Annotated in this window: 12 protein-coding genes; 3 read left to right on the top strand and 9 right to left on the bottom strand. The window is 56.8% G+C overall.

Features of this window, described 5'->3' with window-relative positions:
- Positions 1-45: 45 nt before the first annotated feature.
- The 5 genes from mnmE to rpmH all read right to left on the bottom strand — a co-directional run bounded on the left by mnmE (position 46) and on the right by rpmH (position 3,906).
- The gene (mnmE, locus tag FAZ30_RS05885; protein WP_124645321.1) at positions 46-1,398 is read right to left on the bottom strand and encodes a tRNA uridine-5-carboxymethylaminomethyl(34) synthesis GTPase MnmE; all 1,353 of its coding nucleotides are present in this window, start codon (positions 1,396-1,398) and stop codon (positions 46-48) included.
- 149 nt (positions 1,399-1,547) lie between these two features.
- Complete coding sequence (gene yidC / locus FAZ30_RS05880; RefSeq protein ID WP_124645322.1) at positions 1,548-3,197, bottom strand: membrane protein insertase YidC; 1,650 nt, start codon at positions 3,195-3,197, stop codon at positions 1,548-1,550.
- 19 nt (positions 3,198-3,216) lie between these two features.
- On the bottom strand, positions 3,217-3,426 hold the full coding sequence (gene yidD, locus FAZ30_RS05875; RefSeq protein ID WP_045848138.1) for a membrane protein insertion efficiency factor YidD: 210 nt from the start codon (positions 3,424-3,426) through the stop codon (positions 3,217-3,219).
- Entirely contained in the window at positions 3,402-3,764 is a 363-nt protein-coding gene (gene rnpA, locus FAZ30_RS05870) for a ribonuclease P protein component (protein ID WP_124645323.1), read from the bottom strand. Before rnpA ends, yidD begins: the two co-directional genes overlap by 25 nt.
- 7 nt (positions 3,765-3,771) lie before the next feature.
- Complete coding sequence (rpmH, locus tag FAZ30_RS05865) at positions 3,772-3,906, bottom strand: 50S ribosomal protein L34 (RefSeq protein ID WP_103523664.1); 135 nt, start codon at positions 3,904-3,906, stop codon at positions 3,772-3,774.
- A 354-nt stretch (positions 3,907-4,260) separates the two neighbouring features.
- Here rpmH and dnaA point away from each other — a divergent pair, with 354 nt between their 5' ends.
- The 3 genes from dnaA (at position 4,261) to gyrB (ending at position 9,344) form a co-directional block, all read left to right on the top strand.
- Entirely contained in the window at positions 4,261-5,658 is a 1,398-nt protein-coding gene (gene dnaA, locus FAZ30_RS05860; RefSeq protein WP_124645324.1) for a chromosomal replication initiator protein DnaA, read from the top strand.
- Between the two features lie 53 nt (positions 5,659-5,711).
- Positions 5,712-6,818 carry a DNA polymerase III subunit beta gene (gene dnaN, locus FAZ30_RS05855; RefSeq protein WP_103523662.1) on the top strand — a complete coding sequence of 369 codons (1,107 nt, stop codon included), beginning with the start codon at positions 5,712-5,714 and terminating at the stop codon, positions 6,816-6,818.
- Positions 6,819-6,953: 135 nt separating this feature from the next.
- Positions 6,954-9,344: a DNA topoisomerase (ATP-hydrolyzing) subunit B gene (gene gyrB / locus FAZ30_RS05850; RefSeq protein WP_124645325.1), complete on the top strand. Its 2,391-nt coding sequence runs from the start codon at positions 6,954-6,956 to the stop codon at positions 9,342-9,344.
- 305 nt (positions 9,345-9,649) lie between these two features.
- Here the strand turns inward: gyrB and FAZ30_RS05845 are convergent, their stop codons facing one another.
- From FAZ30_RS05845 to FAZ30_RS05830, 4 genes are all read right to left on the bottom strand, one after another.
- Entirely contained in the window at positions 9,650-11,473 is a 1,824-nt protein-coding gene (locus tag FAZ30_RS05845; protein ID WP_137009035.1) for a hypothetical protein, read from the bottom strand.
- 54 nt (positions 11,474-11,527) lie between these two features.
- The gene (locus tag FAZ30_RS05840; protein WP_137009033.1) at positions 11,528-13,393 is read right to left on the bottom strand and encodes an ATP-binding protein; all 1,866 of its coding nucleotides are present in this window, start codon (positions 13,391-13,393) and stop codon (positions 11,528-11,530) included.
- A protein-coding gene (locus FAZ30_RS05835) for an IS3 family transposase (RefSeq protein WP_137008754.1) occupies positions 13,386-14,536 on the bottom strand; the annotation gives its coding sequence in 2 pieces (ribosomal slippage) (positions 13,386-14,299 and positions 14,299-14,536; 1,152 coding nt in all). Before FAZ30_RS05835 ends, FAZ30_RS05840 begins: the two co-directional genes overlap by 8 nt.
- Before the next feature lie 426 nt (positions 14,537-14,962).
- A complete protein-coding gene (locus FAZ30_RS05830; protein ID WP_137009031.1) occupies positions 14,963-15,877 on the bottom strand; it encodes a hypothetical protein in 915 nt (304 codons plus the stop codon).
- Positions 15,878-16,159: the final 282 nt, after the last annotated feature.

Below are 16,159 nucleotides of genomic sequence, written 5' to 3'. Positions count from 1 at the left end.
GCGCCAGGCTGCAGGCGCCCGGCCGGGAGAAGCAGCTGGCGGGTGTTACTTGCCGATGCAAAAACGACTAAAAATCACGCCCAGCAAGTCGTCCGGGGTGAACTGGCCGGTGATTTCCGATAGCGCGTTCTGCGCCAATCGCAGCTCTTCGGCGAAGATTTCCACCATTTCCCAATCTGTATGCGCCAGCTCCATGTGTTCGGCAGCACGGCGAATGGCGTCCAGATGGCGTTCGCGTGCCAGGAACACCCCTTCGCTGGCCCCGCTGTAGCCAATCAGCTCCAGCAGGCGGGCTTTCAGCAGATCGACCCCGGCATGGGTGCGGGCGGACAGGTGCAGTACGCTGCGGCCATCCTGTTCAGACAGGCCGATGGCGTCGCCGCTGAGGTCGGCCTTGTTGTAGATGAACAGGCGCGGCAGTTGCGGCGGAATGCGCTCCAGAATGGCCTCCAGCTCGGCGGTGACGCCGTCGCGGCTATCCACCAGCACCAGCGCCACATCGGCGCGCTCTACCGCCTGCCAGGTGCGTTCGATGCCGATTTTCTCCACCACATCGTCGGTATCACGCAGGCCGGCGGTATCGATGATGTGCACCGGCACGCCGTCGATAACGATTTCCTCGCGCACGGTGTCGCGGGTGGTGCCGGCGATATCGGTGACGATGGCAACATCATCCCCCGCCAGCGCATTCATCAGGCTGGACTTGCCGACATTGGGCTGGCCCACCAGCACCACATGCATGCCCTCGCGCAGGATGGCCCCCTGCCGCGCCGTGGCCTGTACCTGTTGCAGGCGCTGGCGCAGGGTTTGCAGTTTGCCCAGCGCGTCGGCCTGCTTGAGAAAATCGATTTCCTCTTCCGGGAAATCCAGCGTGGCTTCCACCAGCATGCGCAGGGTGATCAGCTCATCCACCAGCACATGGATTTCATTGGAAAACGCCCCCTTCAGCGACTTGAGCGCGCTGCGGGCTGCACTTTCACTGGAGGCGTCGATCAGGTCGGCCACGCTTTCAGCCTGGGCCAGGTCCATCTTGTCATTCAGGAAAGCGCGTTTGGAGAACTCGCCCGGCTCGGCCAGCCGTGCGCCCAGTTGCAGGCAGCGCGACAGCAGCATGTTGAGCACCACCGGCCCGCCGTGGCCCTGCAATTCCAGTACGTCTTCACCGGTAAAGCTGTTGGGGCCGGGGAAGTACAGCAGCAGGCCGTTGTCGATGGCCTGGCCATCGGCAGCGTAGAAGTCGGTATAGGTGGCATAACGCGGCTTGGGCTGCTTGCCGCCGCTCAGTGCCGCGGCAAAAGGCAGCAGATCACGGCCGGACACACGGATGACGCCCACGCCACCGCGACCGGGTGCAGTGGCAATGGCACAGATGGTGACGGGAGCGTAGAGAGTAGACATGCGGGCTTTCCTTGCGGCTGACAGGCTGGCCGAAACAGCCGCGGGGCGTGCGGCGGCAGCTGTTTCGGTCAGCTTGCGCTGATTTTTACTGTATCAGAAAAAAGCCCGGCCTTTATCCGGCCGGGCTTTCTGGGGCACTACCGTCCACATCAGGACTGCAGCGCGACTTTCTTGCTGTTTTCAATGCTCTTGTTGATGTACCACTGCTGGGCAATCGACAGGATGTTGTTGACTGCGTAGTACAGCACCAGACCAGCCGGGAAGAAGAAGAACATGGCCGAGAAGGCAACCGGCATGATTTTCATCATCTTGGCCTGCATCGGATCAGTCGGCGGCGGGTTCAGGAAGGTTTGCAGGAACATGGTAGCGGCCATGATCACCGGCAGTACATAGAACGGGTCCGGACGGGCCAGGTCGGTGTACCACAGGATCCACGGAGCCTGACGCAGCTCGACCGAAGCCAGCAGCGCCCAGTACAGGCCGATGAACACCGGGATCTGGATCAGCATGGGCAGACAGCCACCCAGCGGATTCACCTTCTCGCTCTTGTACATCTCCATCACAGCCTGCTGGAACTTCATGCGGTCGTCGCCGTATTGTTCCTTCATGCGCTCCAGACGCGGTGCCAGGGCCTTCATCTTGGCCATGGAGCGGTAGGATGCAGCAGTCAGCGGGTAGAAGATGGCCTTGACGGTGAGGGTCAGCAGCACAATCGCCCAGCCCCAGTTCTGTACCAGACCGTGCAGCTTGGTCAGCAGCCAGAACAGCGGCGAAGCAAAGATGTGCACCCAGCCATAGTCCTTGGAATATTCCAGGCCATCAGCAACACGGGTCAGCACGCTGTAGTCTTCCGGGCCGGCATACAGCGGCACGGCGATGGAGGCGGTCTGGCCGGGGTTGATGGTTTTCAGGTCCACGGTGGCCGCAGCCGAGTACAGGCCGTTGCTGTCCTTCAGCTCGAAGTGGCAGGATTTTTCATCCTTGCACACGCTGGCAGCATCCACCGGCTTCAGGATCCAGGCGGTCATGAAGTAATGCTGCAGCATGCCCACCCAGCCGTCGGTGGCGTTCTTGGCGTAGTCGCCCTTGCCCTTGGCCAGGTCTTCGAAGGAAACCTTCTGGAACTTGTTGTCGGCAGTGTAAACAGCCGGGCCGGTAAAGGTGTGGGCAAAGCGGCCTTCGCCTTCCGGTGCCTGGCCGTCACGCAACAGACGGTAATAGGCGGTCGGGGCCAGCGGCGTGCTGCCGCCGTTGTGGATGTCGAAGCGAACCCCGATATCGTAACTGCCCTTCTTGAAGGTGTAGGTTTTCACCACCTGCACGCCATTCGCCACCGGGGCGGTCAGTTTCACCTGCAGGCTGTCGCCGCTCAGGGTGTAGCTGGACTGCTCGGCGCTATAGACGGTTTTGTGGGTGGGCAGTGCCGGATTGCTGGCTGCCACCAGGCCGGTCTGGGCTACATACACGCGACCATTCTTGTCGGTGAGCAGCTCGAACGGCTTTTTGGCATCCGTGGCGGAATCGTGCTTCAGCAGGTCGAGCTGACGCAGGTCGCCGCCTACGGTATCGATTTCGGCCTTGATCACATCGGTGCTGACGCGAATGCGCTGACCGGCGGTAAGCTTGGCTGCATCAGCAGGCTGGGCGCTGGCGGTATGGCTGGCCTGTGCGTCCGGCTGCGAAGCCGTTTGGGTCTGTGCCACCTGCTGCGGAGCAGGCTTGGGCGCAAAGTACTCCTGCCACAGCAGGAGGATGCCCATGGACAGGACGATGAAGATTATGAGTCGCTTGGAATCCATCTCTACGATACCGGAAAGTTCAGGGAACCGGGTCATAACCACTGCCACCCCAGGGGTGACAGCGCCCGATGCGTTTCATCGCCAGAAAGCCGCCCTTGCAGGCGCCATGCTTTCTCACCGCCTCGATCGCGTAACTGGAACAGGTCGGCACATAGCGGCACCGTGGTGCCAGCCAGGGGCTGATGGCCAGTTGATAAAAACGGATCAGGAGGATGAGGAGGCGCGACATCGTGCCAGTTTAGCAAAGAGTGTAGACAAGGCGATGACAGCTTCTGCTCTGTCAGCGCGGGAAAAGGCCTGTTTGGCTCGGACGATGTAGTCCTGCGCCGGCAAAGCCGCCTGGTTCAGGCGAAACCACTCGCGTACCGTACGCTTGATGTAGTTTCGGCGTACTGCCCGCTTGTGAACCTTTTTGCCGACAACAAGGCCGACACGGGCATGGCCCAATTCATTGGGGCGGGCGTACACCTGAAACAAAGCTGTGCTGCGCGCTTGCCGCAAACTAAAAACGGATGAAAATTCATCCGTTTTTAATAGCCGGTGCACACGGCGAAAGCGATAAGTCATTGCTAACTTATACGGCCAGGCGCTTGCGACCCTTGGCACGACGGGCGGCAATCACTGCGCGGCCACCGCGGGACTTCATGCGAACGAGGAAGCCGTGAGTGCGCTTGCGGCGGGTATTGGAAGGCTGGTAAGTACGCTTCATGATAAAGAATTCCTGTTTCGAAACGGAAATAAACGCGTGATTTCACAAGAAAAACCGCCGCTTGTCAATGGCAAATTTTTAGTACACCTGTGGATAACTTTGCTGAAAACCGTTAGAATGTCGAAACTTAACGCACCTCACCCCCTGCGTAATTATTAAACGAGACCACCCGCCCAGGGCGGTATGCGCGACAGGAGGATGGTGCAAGCCACTGCCATGCATGAACACATGCCAAGGTTACGCCCCACGCCAGGCGCACTGCGCCGGCCAACCCACCGGGCGGCAAACCATGGCCCATCCCGCCGAACCTGATAATCGTCACGGCGGGTTTTTGCTTTTACTTGTGTGTACTTAATGACCGAACTGGATCAATTCTGGCCTGCCTGCCTCGCTCGCCTCGAGGCCGAACTGTCTTCACAGCAGTTCAACACCTGGATCAAGCCGCTGGCGGCCGAAGCCAACGATGAAGGCATTGCGCTGTTTGCACCCAATCGCTTCATCATGCAGTTCATCAAAGACCGTTTCCTCGGCCGCATTGAAGAACTGGCTGTCGAGCTGGTTGGCGAAGCACCGGTCGAGCTGCGCCTGGGTGCGCCCAGCAGCAAGCCACTGGCCGTGCCCGCAGCCGTGGGCAATGGCGTGCGCAAACCCGCGCCCACCCCGGCAGCCAGCAACATTCCCAGCCAGGCCAAGCAGGCCGCAGTAAAAGCCATTGGCGGCAGCCACGAAAGCACCCGGCTCAACCCCTCGTTTACCTTTGACACCCTGGTAACGGGTAAAGGTAACCAGCTGGCGCGCGCCGCTGCCATGCAGATTGCCGAAAACCCGGGCGACCAGGCCTACAACCCGCTGTTTGTCTATGGTGGCGTGGGCCTGGGTAAGACCCACTTGATTCAGGCCATCGGTAACCACGTGTTCCAGAAGAACCCGCAGGCCAAGATCCGCTACATCCACGCCGAACGCTATGTGGCCGACATCATGCGCGCCTATCAGCACAAGGCGTTTGACGAATTCAAGCGCTACTACCACTCGCTGGACCTGCTGCTGATCGACGACATCCAGTTTTTTGCCGGCAAGAACCGCACCCAGGAAGAATTCTTCTACGCCTTCAATGCACTGATCGAGGGCGGCAAGCAGGTCATCATGACCTGTGACACCTACCCCAAGCAGATAGAAGGCATGGAAGAGCGGCTGATCTCGCGCTTCTCCTGGGGCCTAACCGTGGAAATCCAGCCGCCGGAGCTGGAAATGCGTGTGGCTATTTTGATGAAAAAGGCCGAGGCCGACAGCATCAAGCTGGATCACCCGGTGGCGTTTTTCATTGCCCAGAACGTGCGCTCCAACGTGCGCGAACTGGAAGGCGCGCTCAAACGCGTGGTGGCCTATGCCCGCTTTACCAACCAGAACATCTCGCTGGATCTGGTAAAAGAAGCACTGAAAGACATCCTGGCCGCCGGCAACCGCCAGGTCACGGTAGATGCCATCCAGAAAACGGTGGCCGAGTACTACAAGATCAAGCTGTCCGACATGCACAGCAAAAAGCGCAGCCGCGATATCGCCCGGCCGCGCCAGGTGGCGATGGCACTGGCCAAGGAGCTGACCCAGCTTTCCCTGCCCAATATCGGCGACGCCTTTGGCGGGCGCGACCACACCACCGTGCTGCATGCCTGCAAGACCATTGCCGAAATGCGCAGTAATGACGCCGATATGGCACACGATTACGATACGCTGCTATCCATGCTGCGTAACTGAACGATGTTGATTCAACCGATAACTGACTCTGGACACATTCGGGAGCCCGAAACATGCTGATCCTGCAAGCCGAACGCGATGCCCTTCTCAAGCCCCTGCTGGCGGTGACCGGTATTGTCGAACGACGCCATACCCTGCCGATTCTTTCCAATGTACTGATTGAAAAGAAGGGCGGCCAGGTAGGCTTTCTGGCCACCGATCTGGAAATCCAGATCACCACCGCCAGTGCCGACGAACTGCCGGGCGAAGACTTCCGCCTGACCACCTCGGCCAAAAAGCTGCAGGACATCCTGCGCGCCATCCCGGACAAGGCCACCGTCACGCTGGAACAACTGGACGGCCGCCTGACGCTGAAAGCCGGCAAAAGCCGCTTCAACCTGCAAACCCTGCCGGCGGAAGACTTCCCGCTGCTGTCGGTGGGCTCGGCCTCTGATGCCAGCTTCACCCTGCCGCAGCGCGAACTGAAACGCCTGATTTCGCAGGTGCAGTTTGCCATGGCCGTGCAGGACATCCGTTACTACCTCAACGGCCTGTTGATGCAAACCGACGGCAACCAAGTCAAGCTGATCGCCACCGACGGCCACCGCCTGGCCTTTGCCAGCGCCGACGTGGAAGCCACCCTGCCCAAGGCCGAAGTCATCCTGCCGCGCAAGACCATCCTGGAGCTGTACAAGCTGCTGCAGGACAGCGACGACGAAATCAATATCGAAGTGCTGGCCAACCAGGTGCGCTTCAGCTTTGGCTCCACCGTGATCATCAGCAAGGTGGTAGACGGCAAGTTCCCCGACTACAACCGCGTGATTCCGCTGGATAACGACAAGATCTTCCTGATCGAACGCCTCACCTTCCTGCACGCGCTGCAACGCGCCGCCATTCTGGCCAACGAAAAATTCCGTGGCGTGCGACTGGTACTGGCACCGGGCAAGATGTCCATCCTGTGTACCAACAGCGAACAGGAAGAAGCGGAAGAAGAACTGGAAATCGCCTACCAGGGCGGCGAGCTGGAAATCGGCTTCAACATCAACTACCTGCTAGATGTGCTGACCAACCTGCCGGCCGACACCCTGCAGATGGCGTTTGGCGACTCCAACCGCAGCACGCTGGTCACCATTCCCGACTACAGCAACTTCAAGTACATCGTGATGCCGATGCGCATCTGATGCAGCAACACAGTCGGACGTAGCCGCTGCCACAAGCAGCAGTTTTCGAGATTTTGAGTATAAGCGGCAAAGGGCGGTACAGCGCGGACGGGGACAGCCCCCTCCGCCCCCTCCCCCACCGCAGGAAAGAAGCGGATGAGCGAACAGGAATACGGCGCGGATAGCATTAAAGTCCTCAAGGGTCTGGATGCAGTACGCAAACGCCCCGGCATGTACATTGGCGATACCTCGGACGGCACCGGTCTGCACCACATGGTGTTTGAAGTGCTGGACAACGCCATTGACGAAGCCCTGGCCGGCCATGCCGACACCATCAAGGTCATCATCAACCCCGACAACTCCATCACCGTATCGGACAACGGCCGGGGCATCCCCACCGACATCCACCCGGAAGAAGGACGTTCGGCGGCCGAAGTGATCATGACCATCCTGCACGCCGGCGGCAAATTCGACAGCAACAGCTACAAGATCTCCGGCGGCCTGCACGGCGTGGGCGTCTCCGTGGTGAACGCGCTGTCCGACTGGCTGAAGCTGAAGATCTGGCGTGACGGCAAGGTGCACGAAATGGAATTCCGTCGTGGCGACGCCGTGGCCCCGCTCACCGTAACCGGCCACAGCAACCACCGTGGCACCGAAGTGACCTTCCGCGCCAGCGAAGAAACCTTTGGCCTGGTAGAATTCCACTTCGACATCCTGGCCAAGCGCATCCGCGAGCTGTCCTTCCTCAACCAGGGCGTGGGCATCAACCTGCTGGACAAGCGCAGCGGCAAGGAAGAAAACTTCGCCTTCTCCGGCGGCGTAGCCGGTTTTGTCGAATACATGAACCGCAACAAGAACGTGCTGCACCCCAAGGTGTTCCACGGTATTGGCGAAAAAGACGGCATGACGGTAGAAGTGGCCATGCAATGGAACGACTCCTACCAGGAAAGCGTCCAGTGCTTCACCAACAACATCCCGCAGCGTGACGGCGGCACCCACATGACCGCGCTGCGTCAGGTGATGACCCGCACACTCAACCAGTACATCGAAGAACACGAAGTGGCCAAAAAGGCCAAGGTGGACACCACCGGCGACGACATGCGCGAAGGCCTCACCTGCGTACTGTCCGTCAAGCTGCCGGACCCCAAGTTCTCCAGCCAGACCAAGGACAAGCTGGTATCCGGCGAAATCGGCCCGGTGGTCAACGAAGTCATCAGCGAAGCGCTCAAGAGCTATTTGCTGGAAAACCCCAACGACGCCAAAACCATCTGCGGCAAGATCGTCGATGCCGCCCGCGCCCGTGAAGCCGCGCGCAAGGCCCGCGAAATCACCCGCCGCAAAGGCATCATGGACGGCCTGGGCCTGCCCGGCAAACTGGCCGACTGCCAGGAAAAAGACCCCAAGCTGTGCGAACTGTACCTGGTCGAGGGTGACTCCGCCGGCGGCTCCGCCAAGCAAGGCCGCGACCGCAAATTCCAGGCCATCCTGCCGCTGAAGGGCAAGATCCTCAACGTGGAACGCGCCCGCTTCGACAAGATGCTGCAAAGCCAGGAAGTGGCCACCCTGATTACCGCCATGGGCTGCGGTATCGGCAAGGACGAATACAACCCGGACAAGCTGCGCTACCACCGCATCATCATCATGACTGACGCCGACGTCGACGGCGCCCACATCCGCACCCTGCTGCTTACCTTCTTCTACCGCCAGATGCACGAACTGGTAGAACGCGGCCACATCTACATCGCCCAGCCGCCGCTGTACAAGGCCAAGCACGGCAAGCAAGAGCGCTACCTGAAGGACGACTACGAGCTGAACCAGTACCTGCTGCAACTGGCACTGGAAAAAGCCGAACTCGTCCCCGGCACCGATGCCGCCCCGCTGGCCGGCGACACCCTGGCCGAAGTAGCCCGCCAATTCCTGCTGGCCCGCGCCGTGATCGAACGCGAAAGCCGCGTCATCGACCCGCTGGTGCTGGAAGCCATGCTCAAGTCCGGCCGCCTGTCACTGGCCAGCGAACAAGCCTCCAACGACACCATCGCCCGCCTGCGCGCGCTGGTACCGGCAGAAGCCATCACGCTGGAACTGCTGCACGACGAAAAGAACGACGGCCACCTGATCAAGATCATCCGCAAACTGCACGGCAACGTGCTGGTTACCGTACTGGACCAGGACTTCCTGGAAACCGGCGACTACGCGGAACTGGCCAAAACCGGCGAACTGCTCAGCGGCCTGCTGCAAGAAGGCGCAGCAGTACGCCGTGGCGAAACCGTGAAGCCGATCAGCGAATTTGGCCAAGCACTGGACTGGCTGCTGGCCGAAGTGAAAAAGGGCATGAACATCCAGCGCTACAAAGGCCTGGGCGAAATGAACCCGGAACAACTGTGGGAAACCACCATGGACCCGAACGTGCGCCGCCTGCTGAAGGTACGCATCGAGGACGTGATGGGCGCCGACGACGTGTTCACCACCCTGATGGGCGACGACGTAGAACCCCGCCGCGCCTTTATCGAAGGCAACGCCCTGATTGCGCGGAATATTGATGTGTAAGCTGTAGGATCCCACGAATATCTAGATATTTCCCACTTTTCTAGATTTTTGGGATTCTGCTCTGTGCACTTCGATTAGCAAATGGCCTCCAACTTTGGAGGCCATTTTTTATTTCCAAGTAATCGATGAGACTTGCAGCATTCACAAATCCACTAGTCAAAAGTAGTCAGTGCCACAAACACTAGAGAGGCTACTACCAATGACCACCCCTTCAGCTAGAAATCATTTTGTAGCTAGTCGCTTCCGGGGGGCGTCGATCCGGTCATCGTTGATCCAAGCACAAATGTGCTCGGTGACACAGGGGATTACCCGTCGTCTTCGTTTTGCTCCTGTGGGGAGCCTGTAAGTAGTGTTATCACGATCCAAGCGTTGGGCTCATTGGGTGGATTTAGTGTGGGGTCGATGAGCCTGACAGTCAAAGCCCCGCTCTCACATTTGAAAGCCTTATTCATTTTGAACTGGCTTTCAGCCGCAAGCGTGGTTAGACATCTAGTCAGACTCTCAGGGGGGGGCCCATCGAAGCTGTCGAATATTTTTCGCTTTGCCCAAAGTTTGAATTCATCGGAAATCACCGCAACTGCGCCGTTCTTGTCTGCGGAGAAGGTGAGCAAGGCTGAAGCGAACCGATTCGCGGGAGTTGCTTCTGTTTGCCAAGCGTTGCCGGCAGCTGTTTTCCAAGATAGCACGGCATCGAGCGCTTGCGGGGGCGGCGGATCAATCTGAGTGCCCACACGCCCTAGGACTCGGAGAACGTCTTCCTTCACCTCCTGTGCGAAGATTTCGTTCATCAGTGCCACACGTCTATATTCTGCGGCCTTTAGCTCCGCAACGGTCAAAGTCGTGATTCGCGCGGAGGCCCAAGTAAGCAGGGAAAAAATCGGCTTGCCGTTGCCGCTCGAGCCTGTTGTTAGCAGGTGACAAAGCTTCCCTTCATTTAGCTTTCCGAATAACTTTGACTTTGTGATTTCGCGAGGACCGCTGTAATCAAGCGCCAACGCCCTTGCACACAATACAGTTTTATCAGGGTCGCACCGCTGCAAATCACAAGCCGGAGTTAGCACCACAAGGTATTCGTTCGGCTCGGCCACACATTGAAAAACCTCACCGAAACGAATTCCCTTGTCTGCCGCCAAGGGGGGGCCAAACACCACCTCAGAAAACAAGTCGAAGAGAACTGTACCTTGGGATACTTGGCCTGAAAACCCAATCGCCGCAGGTTCAATGACGCTGTCTTGTACATGGCTGAGAGCTAAGCGGCGCGTCTTGGCTGCAAGCGCTTCAGAGAATAGCCACGTTAGGTACTCCTGCAAAGATTCCCCCTCGGCTTCCAATCTAGTCAGATTTAGGAGCCTCAGGTCGTGTACCTCGAGTTCGGCACATCGCACACGAAACTCGGCCACCGCGGCATTAGCTGCGTCGACCGCCTGGTTGATAACATTCTCCAGTGCACGATTGCTATCGAAAGACTCTCGTTTGGTCCCTATTTTGGAATCCAAGAAATCCGTATTGATGTCCGTCTTGAGCATGACATCAAAGAAGGCGCTACGCCGATTAATCTTCTCCCGGACTTTTTGCTGCTGTTCGAGGGTTGCCTGTGACGACATAAAGAAAAGAAGCGTCGGGCCTTTAAGTTGGGGAGCAGCTGCTGCGATGCGGTCAAGAGCATTTGCTTCTGTCTCATCGTTGTTGAGGTAAAAGTCAACAAAAGCAACATCCGCTGCCGCAAGGGCTTCGGTTGCCCCATCGTATGCCCAAAAAGTCGAAACGTTCTGTGTACCGACGAGTTGTTGAAGATACTCAACAACCAAATTCGCCGAACCTGCCCGCGCCATCATTTCGGCCTCCGCTTCTTCGAAGAGTAAGGCAAAGTTCGCTTCAGGGATCTTTCCATCCCTTAGTAAGTGCCAAAGCCTGGTCAAATGCGAATGCTGGCTAGTTAGCGTTTCGACGAGGGCCTCCGCATCGAGCGGTTGTTCAGTAAAGAGTTCCCGATTTAGTGCGTTAACTGCTGCTTCAGAGCGGAAGACGAAATCAGCCCAGTTATCTTTCTGCGCCTGCTGTACCAACCCAGGGGGTGGTGGGCCCAACGCGTCGTCGATGACAACAGCCTTACGAATATTCAATGGCATAACGAATCTCTACGCCTCAATTTCTTGATGACGATTTCATTTTGAAATGCTTAGTTAGGGTGTCTTATTTCCGAATTCGAGAATGAACGTTCGTGCCATTCCGTCCTCTCCGGGCGGCGCGAGTTCCAGTGTTGCACCGTTCTCTTCTGCAAGCCTGCGGGCGATGTAAAGGCCAAGCCCGCGTCCTTCGCGAGGAGGCTTGGTCGTTGCAAATTGCTCGAAGATGAATTCTCTGCGGTCGTTTGGAACGCCTGGACCGTTATCCGTTACTCGCACCTGGCGTGCACTCTTGACGACTTGGATGTCGATGACGCCGGGCTCGCTCTTGTCGAATCGGTTGTCAAGCCAGTAGAAAGAGTTGCTTATAAGGTTGTCCAAAATCTGAAGAACCTGCCCCTTCTCGACTTTTTCCTCCCAAGGATTTTTCTCCGATGTCGGTGTGACGCGGAGCGTAATGCTGCTGCGCGCAGCCTTGGCTTGATGGAAATCGCTTAGTAGTAGGGCAATGTCGAGAATGGACTGTTGGAATCGTAGTTGGCGACCAGGAATACTGAGCTCGTCGAGAATTCGGACCCGTTTCTCTAGGGTCTTCAGTTGTGCTTCAACGGCCAGTGGCGACATCTTCCCGCTAGTAACCGCTTTCAATGTGTCCTGTGTTACGCGTGACAGTTCATGCGCAATAAACTCAAGCATTAGCCCCACCCCCGCCAGGTGAATGTAGCCTTCGATTTCCTTGTCAAAGTTTTCGATTCGGAGCTTCGCGCGTTCCCACGCTTCCGAGACTTGGTCAAACGCACGCATGACTGTGGCGACGTTTGTTGTTTCAGTTGGGGCTGCTCTTTTGATGCTCCGCAGCGCCTCGACCGCAAGTCCCTTCGATGTTGTAATTTGTTGATCTACCTTCTGTTTTACCTCAGTAAGAGGTGGCTCGATTTCACGATCAACTTGCTCGAGGAACTGTCTTACAGAACCAGCAATTACCCAGCGTAGCACTCGCTTAAGCGCCTCTCGGTCGGGAGAGTCTCGAAAACCTTCCCGATTGGTTTGATCGAGGAGTGCGGGGTTTGCAATACTCGAGAGCCTGAGGTAGCCCACGATCTGCGCACGGTTCAACTTGTATGCCGAGGAGGCTAAGGCCTTCTTGTCTAGGTCCAGCCAGTCATCGGAGCGTCCTCCGTATGGATACACGCGATAACCGTCACGATAAATCAACAGGCCACCAGACCATTGCTCTAGAAAACTTTTTATCTGGTTATCATATAACTCCCGGTGCTTACGCTGTATGCGACCACGGTTAAACCAGTAAAATTTCAGCTCCCATGGCCCAAGATGGTTCAACGCTCGTGCAACGATCTCTGCGTCAACAAGTGGTTTGCTTTTGGAGGTGCGTTTTTCGAGACCCTCTCGAACGCAAGCTCGAAGAGCATCGCCACTAAGCTCCAGCGTGCGTTCCTTTTTGTGGGTTATATAGTTAACGTGAACCTTTAGAATCGGAGCATCATTGTCGTCGTAGCGAAGATTCGCTTCTACCACCGCATCAACATAGTTCAAAGGCTCTTTATCGAGCGTCGGAACCGGTATCACCTCATCCTGAAATGTGACCTCCATAAATTTGTTTGCACGATGTTTGGCGAACGGGTCTGCTAGCTTCGCAAGGTGAAGCGAGGCAATTTCCACGAGTTTCTGCTTAGACCAGTCGCTCTGCAGGTCTGTGATGGTGATGGATGTGCCACTCAGATTTGTTTCGGATGATTCGCATGCTTGTGACGTAGGCTTGAAGTCAAGCGCCTTGTCCGAAGCGTCCAAGGTGGGGTCTAGAAATGCCGGGCGCCAATCCATGTTGAGGGCGTGCCAAGCCTTCTCACCGATGGCTTTTGTCTGGACCTTGATGCAATGAATCGCCCCGGCTTCTCTAGACACTCTTGAGCCGTTGGAAATATTGCTTCTCAAACTCTACCGGCGATAGCCCGTTTGCGGAACCATGCCGGCGTTTCGGGTTGTAGAACATCTCGATGTAATCGAAGATGTCACGACGAGCTTCCTCCCGGTCGTGATAGGTTTTTCGCTTGATACGCTCCCGCTTCAACAACTGGAAGAAACTCTCAGCCACAGCATTGTCGTGGCAGTTCCCGCGCCGACTCATGCTGGGTACCAAGCGATGTGCCTTCAAAAAATCTTGCCAGTCGTAGCTACTGAACTGACTTCCCTGGTCGGAATGCACCAGTACCTCCTGCTTGGGCTGACGCCGCCATACCGCCATCAATAAGGCATTCAGCACCAGCTCTCTATCGATACGTGACTGCATCGACCAGCCAATCACCTGCCGCGAGAACAGGTCCAGCACCACCGCCAGGTACAACCACCCCTCATGCGTGCGGATATAAGTGATGTCGGTCACCCAGGCTTTATTCGGCTCATTCACAGTGAACTGGCGTTGCAAGTGATTCGGTGCCACCACTGCCGGGCGGCCACTGTAATGCCCAGGACGCCGGTGGTAACCCGTCTGCGAACGTAAGCCCTCCTGCTTCATCAGTCGTGCCACACGATGTTTGCCACAGCGCTCTCCCTGAGCCTGCAGGTCGTCATGCACCTTGCGATAACCATAGACACCGCCACTTTCGAGCCAAGCCTGCTTGATGTGCCCCAGCAAGCGCTGGTCTTCACGCGCTCGCGGTGAATGCGGGGATGCTCTCCAGGCGTAGTAGCCACTGGGGTGCACTGCCATGACCCAGCACAGTCGTCGAACTGGAAATTGCTGCGCGTGGGCCCGGATGAAGGCATACCTTACCCGGACTCCTTGGCAAAGTATGCGGCGGCCTTTTTTAGGATGTCGCGCTCCTCGGTGACCCGTTTGAGCTCTGCCTTGAGGCGTCGAATTTCGGCTTGTTGGTCTGCAGATTCGACCGGTGTGGCGCGCTTGGGGTCATAGCGTTTCAGCCATTGATACAGGCTGTGGGCAGAGACGCCGAGGCGGCTGGCGACTTCGGCCACTGGGTAACCACGCTCGGTTACCTGTTTGACCGCTTCAATCTTGAACTCTTCGGGGAAACGCGGCTTGCTCATGACACCTCCTTGTGGGGCCTAGTGTGAGGCTCTCGAAGTGTCTAGGAAAGGAGGGACGATTCAGGTCGTATATAGCGAGGACAGCATGAACCGGGATGACATCCATAACCTTTACCGTTGGCAGTTCGAATCAGGCCGGCGGCTAGACAATAGCGTACCAGAAGGCTGGCTACCGGCTATCGCCGTTCTATGTGCGGGCGTAGCTGAGCTGCTCAAAGGGGGAGCCACACAAGGTTTTCACTGGATGGACATCAAGGAAAAGCATGGGATGCTATCCGTTTCCTATTCCGCTCCACACGCATTGACGGAAGCGATTGATGCCTTGGTAGATAGGGCTGAGGCCGCTTGTCGTCAAGTCGAGTAGGTGAAGCCCAAGCTATTCTGTTGGCTATAGAATTCCGCAAATATCTTGCGAAGGGAACATTATCAGACGCCTTCTAGGCCTTGTTTTTTCAAGAGCTCTAGCCTGCGCCACTCCTCCAGTTGCCGACCAGACTGATTCATGGACGTTACGTCGCCTGCGTACCAGATCGGGCGCTCGACAACCGCTAGAGGAAAATCGTCATAGGGAGGCTTCTCAGCTGGTCCATACATGTAATCATAAGCATGGGAGAAAACCAGATAGCCTTCACCTATTTCCTGTAATGCTTTAGCAATTGGATCAAGCCAGTCCTGACACACATAATCTGTTAGTAACTCGCAGTAACAATCCCTGACCTGAATGGCGATCTCTAAGGCACATGCCAAGTATGCCTCGCGAAACAGGGCCCCCAGGAGAACTAGATTGTCCAATGTTGGCGAGCCACTTTTCATCACCTTATGTAGCATTTGTCCATACATTTTATACATATAATCGTTGGGAATCGGCAAACTCGGCATCACCTTCTCATGACTCTGATGGCAAATGTTCCGAATAGATTTTTCTCCGTAATAGTCCGTTCGTGCTAGCCCCAATCGACTCATCGCCGCCTGTGCAATGTCGTGGTAAACAACAATTTCCAAGTCATTACGCGTCAAAAGCTGCCAATAAGGGGAGTAAAAAAGCTCTGCCGTACCGGCAAAGGCAGTCTCCTCCTCCACCAGTTGAATCAGATCGAAATCGCGTTTGGGATGATTTCCATTAGAAGGAAGCGTGCCGTGCAAACGTATTGTTTCGAAAATCCGGCTACGCATCTGGGGATCTTTCGGCCGACGCCCCAGCTTCTCCAGAAAGAACAGATCAAGCTGGTAGTCACTAAGTGAGGTTCTCGACTTGACCGCGTAGTACCACAGCTTGGCTCGCAACCTCTCTACCGGCGAGTGGCGGGGCCTTCCCATCCGCTTTACATCACTTGGTATCATGAAACTCCCCTTTTCATGGCCGCTTTCACGTTACCACAGAGTTTGGTATCACTCCTCTATATCCAGCCCAATCTGATTTCACCTGACCATGACTACCTCAGCCTCCTTCGACGAATTGCAGCGCAGTCTGCTGGATGCCTATGGACCATTGATGGGCGATGCGGTGCTATGGCAAGCCTTGGGCTTCAAGACTTGGGCCGGCTTTGACAAAGCAATCCGCCAAGGAAAGTTGGAGGTACGCATATTCACTTTGCCGGGAAGAAGGGGGCGGTATGCCCTGAC

Origin of the sequence: Aquitalea aquatilis (assembly GCF_005155025.1) — a bacterium.
Classification (GTDB): domain Bacteria; phylum Pseudomonadota; class Gammaproteobacteria; order Burkholderiales; family Chromobacteriaceae; genus Aquitalea; species Aquitalea aquatilis.
Note: the sequence above shows the minus strand (reverse complement) of the source record. Positions and strands in the feature narration are given on the sequence as shown.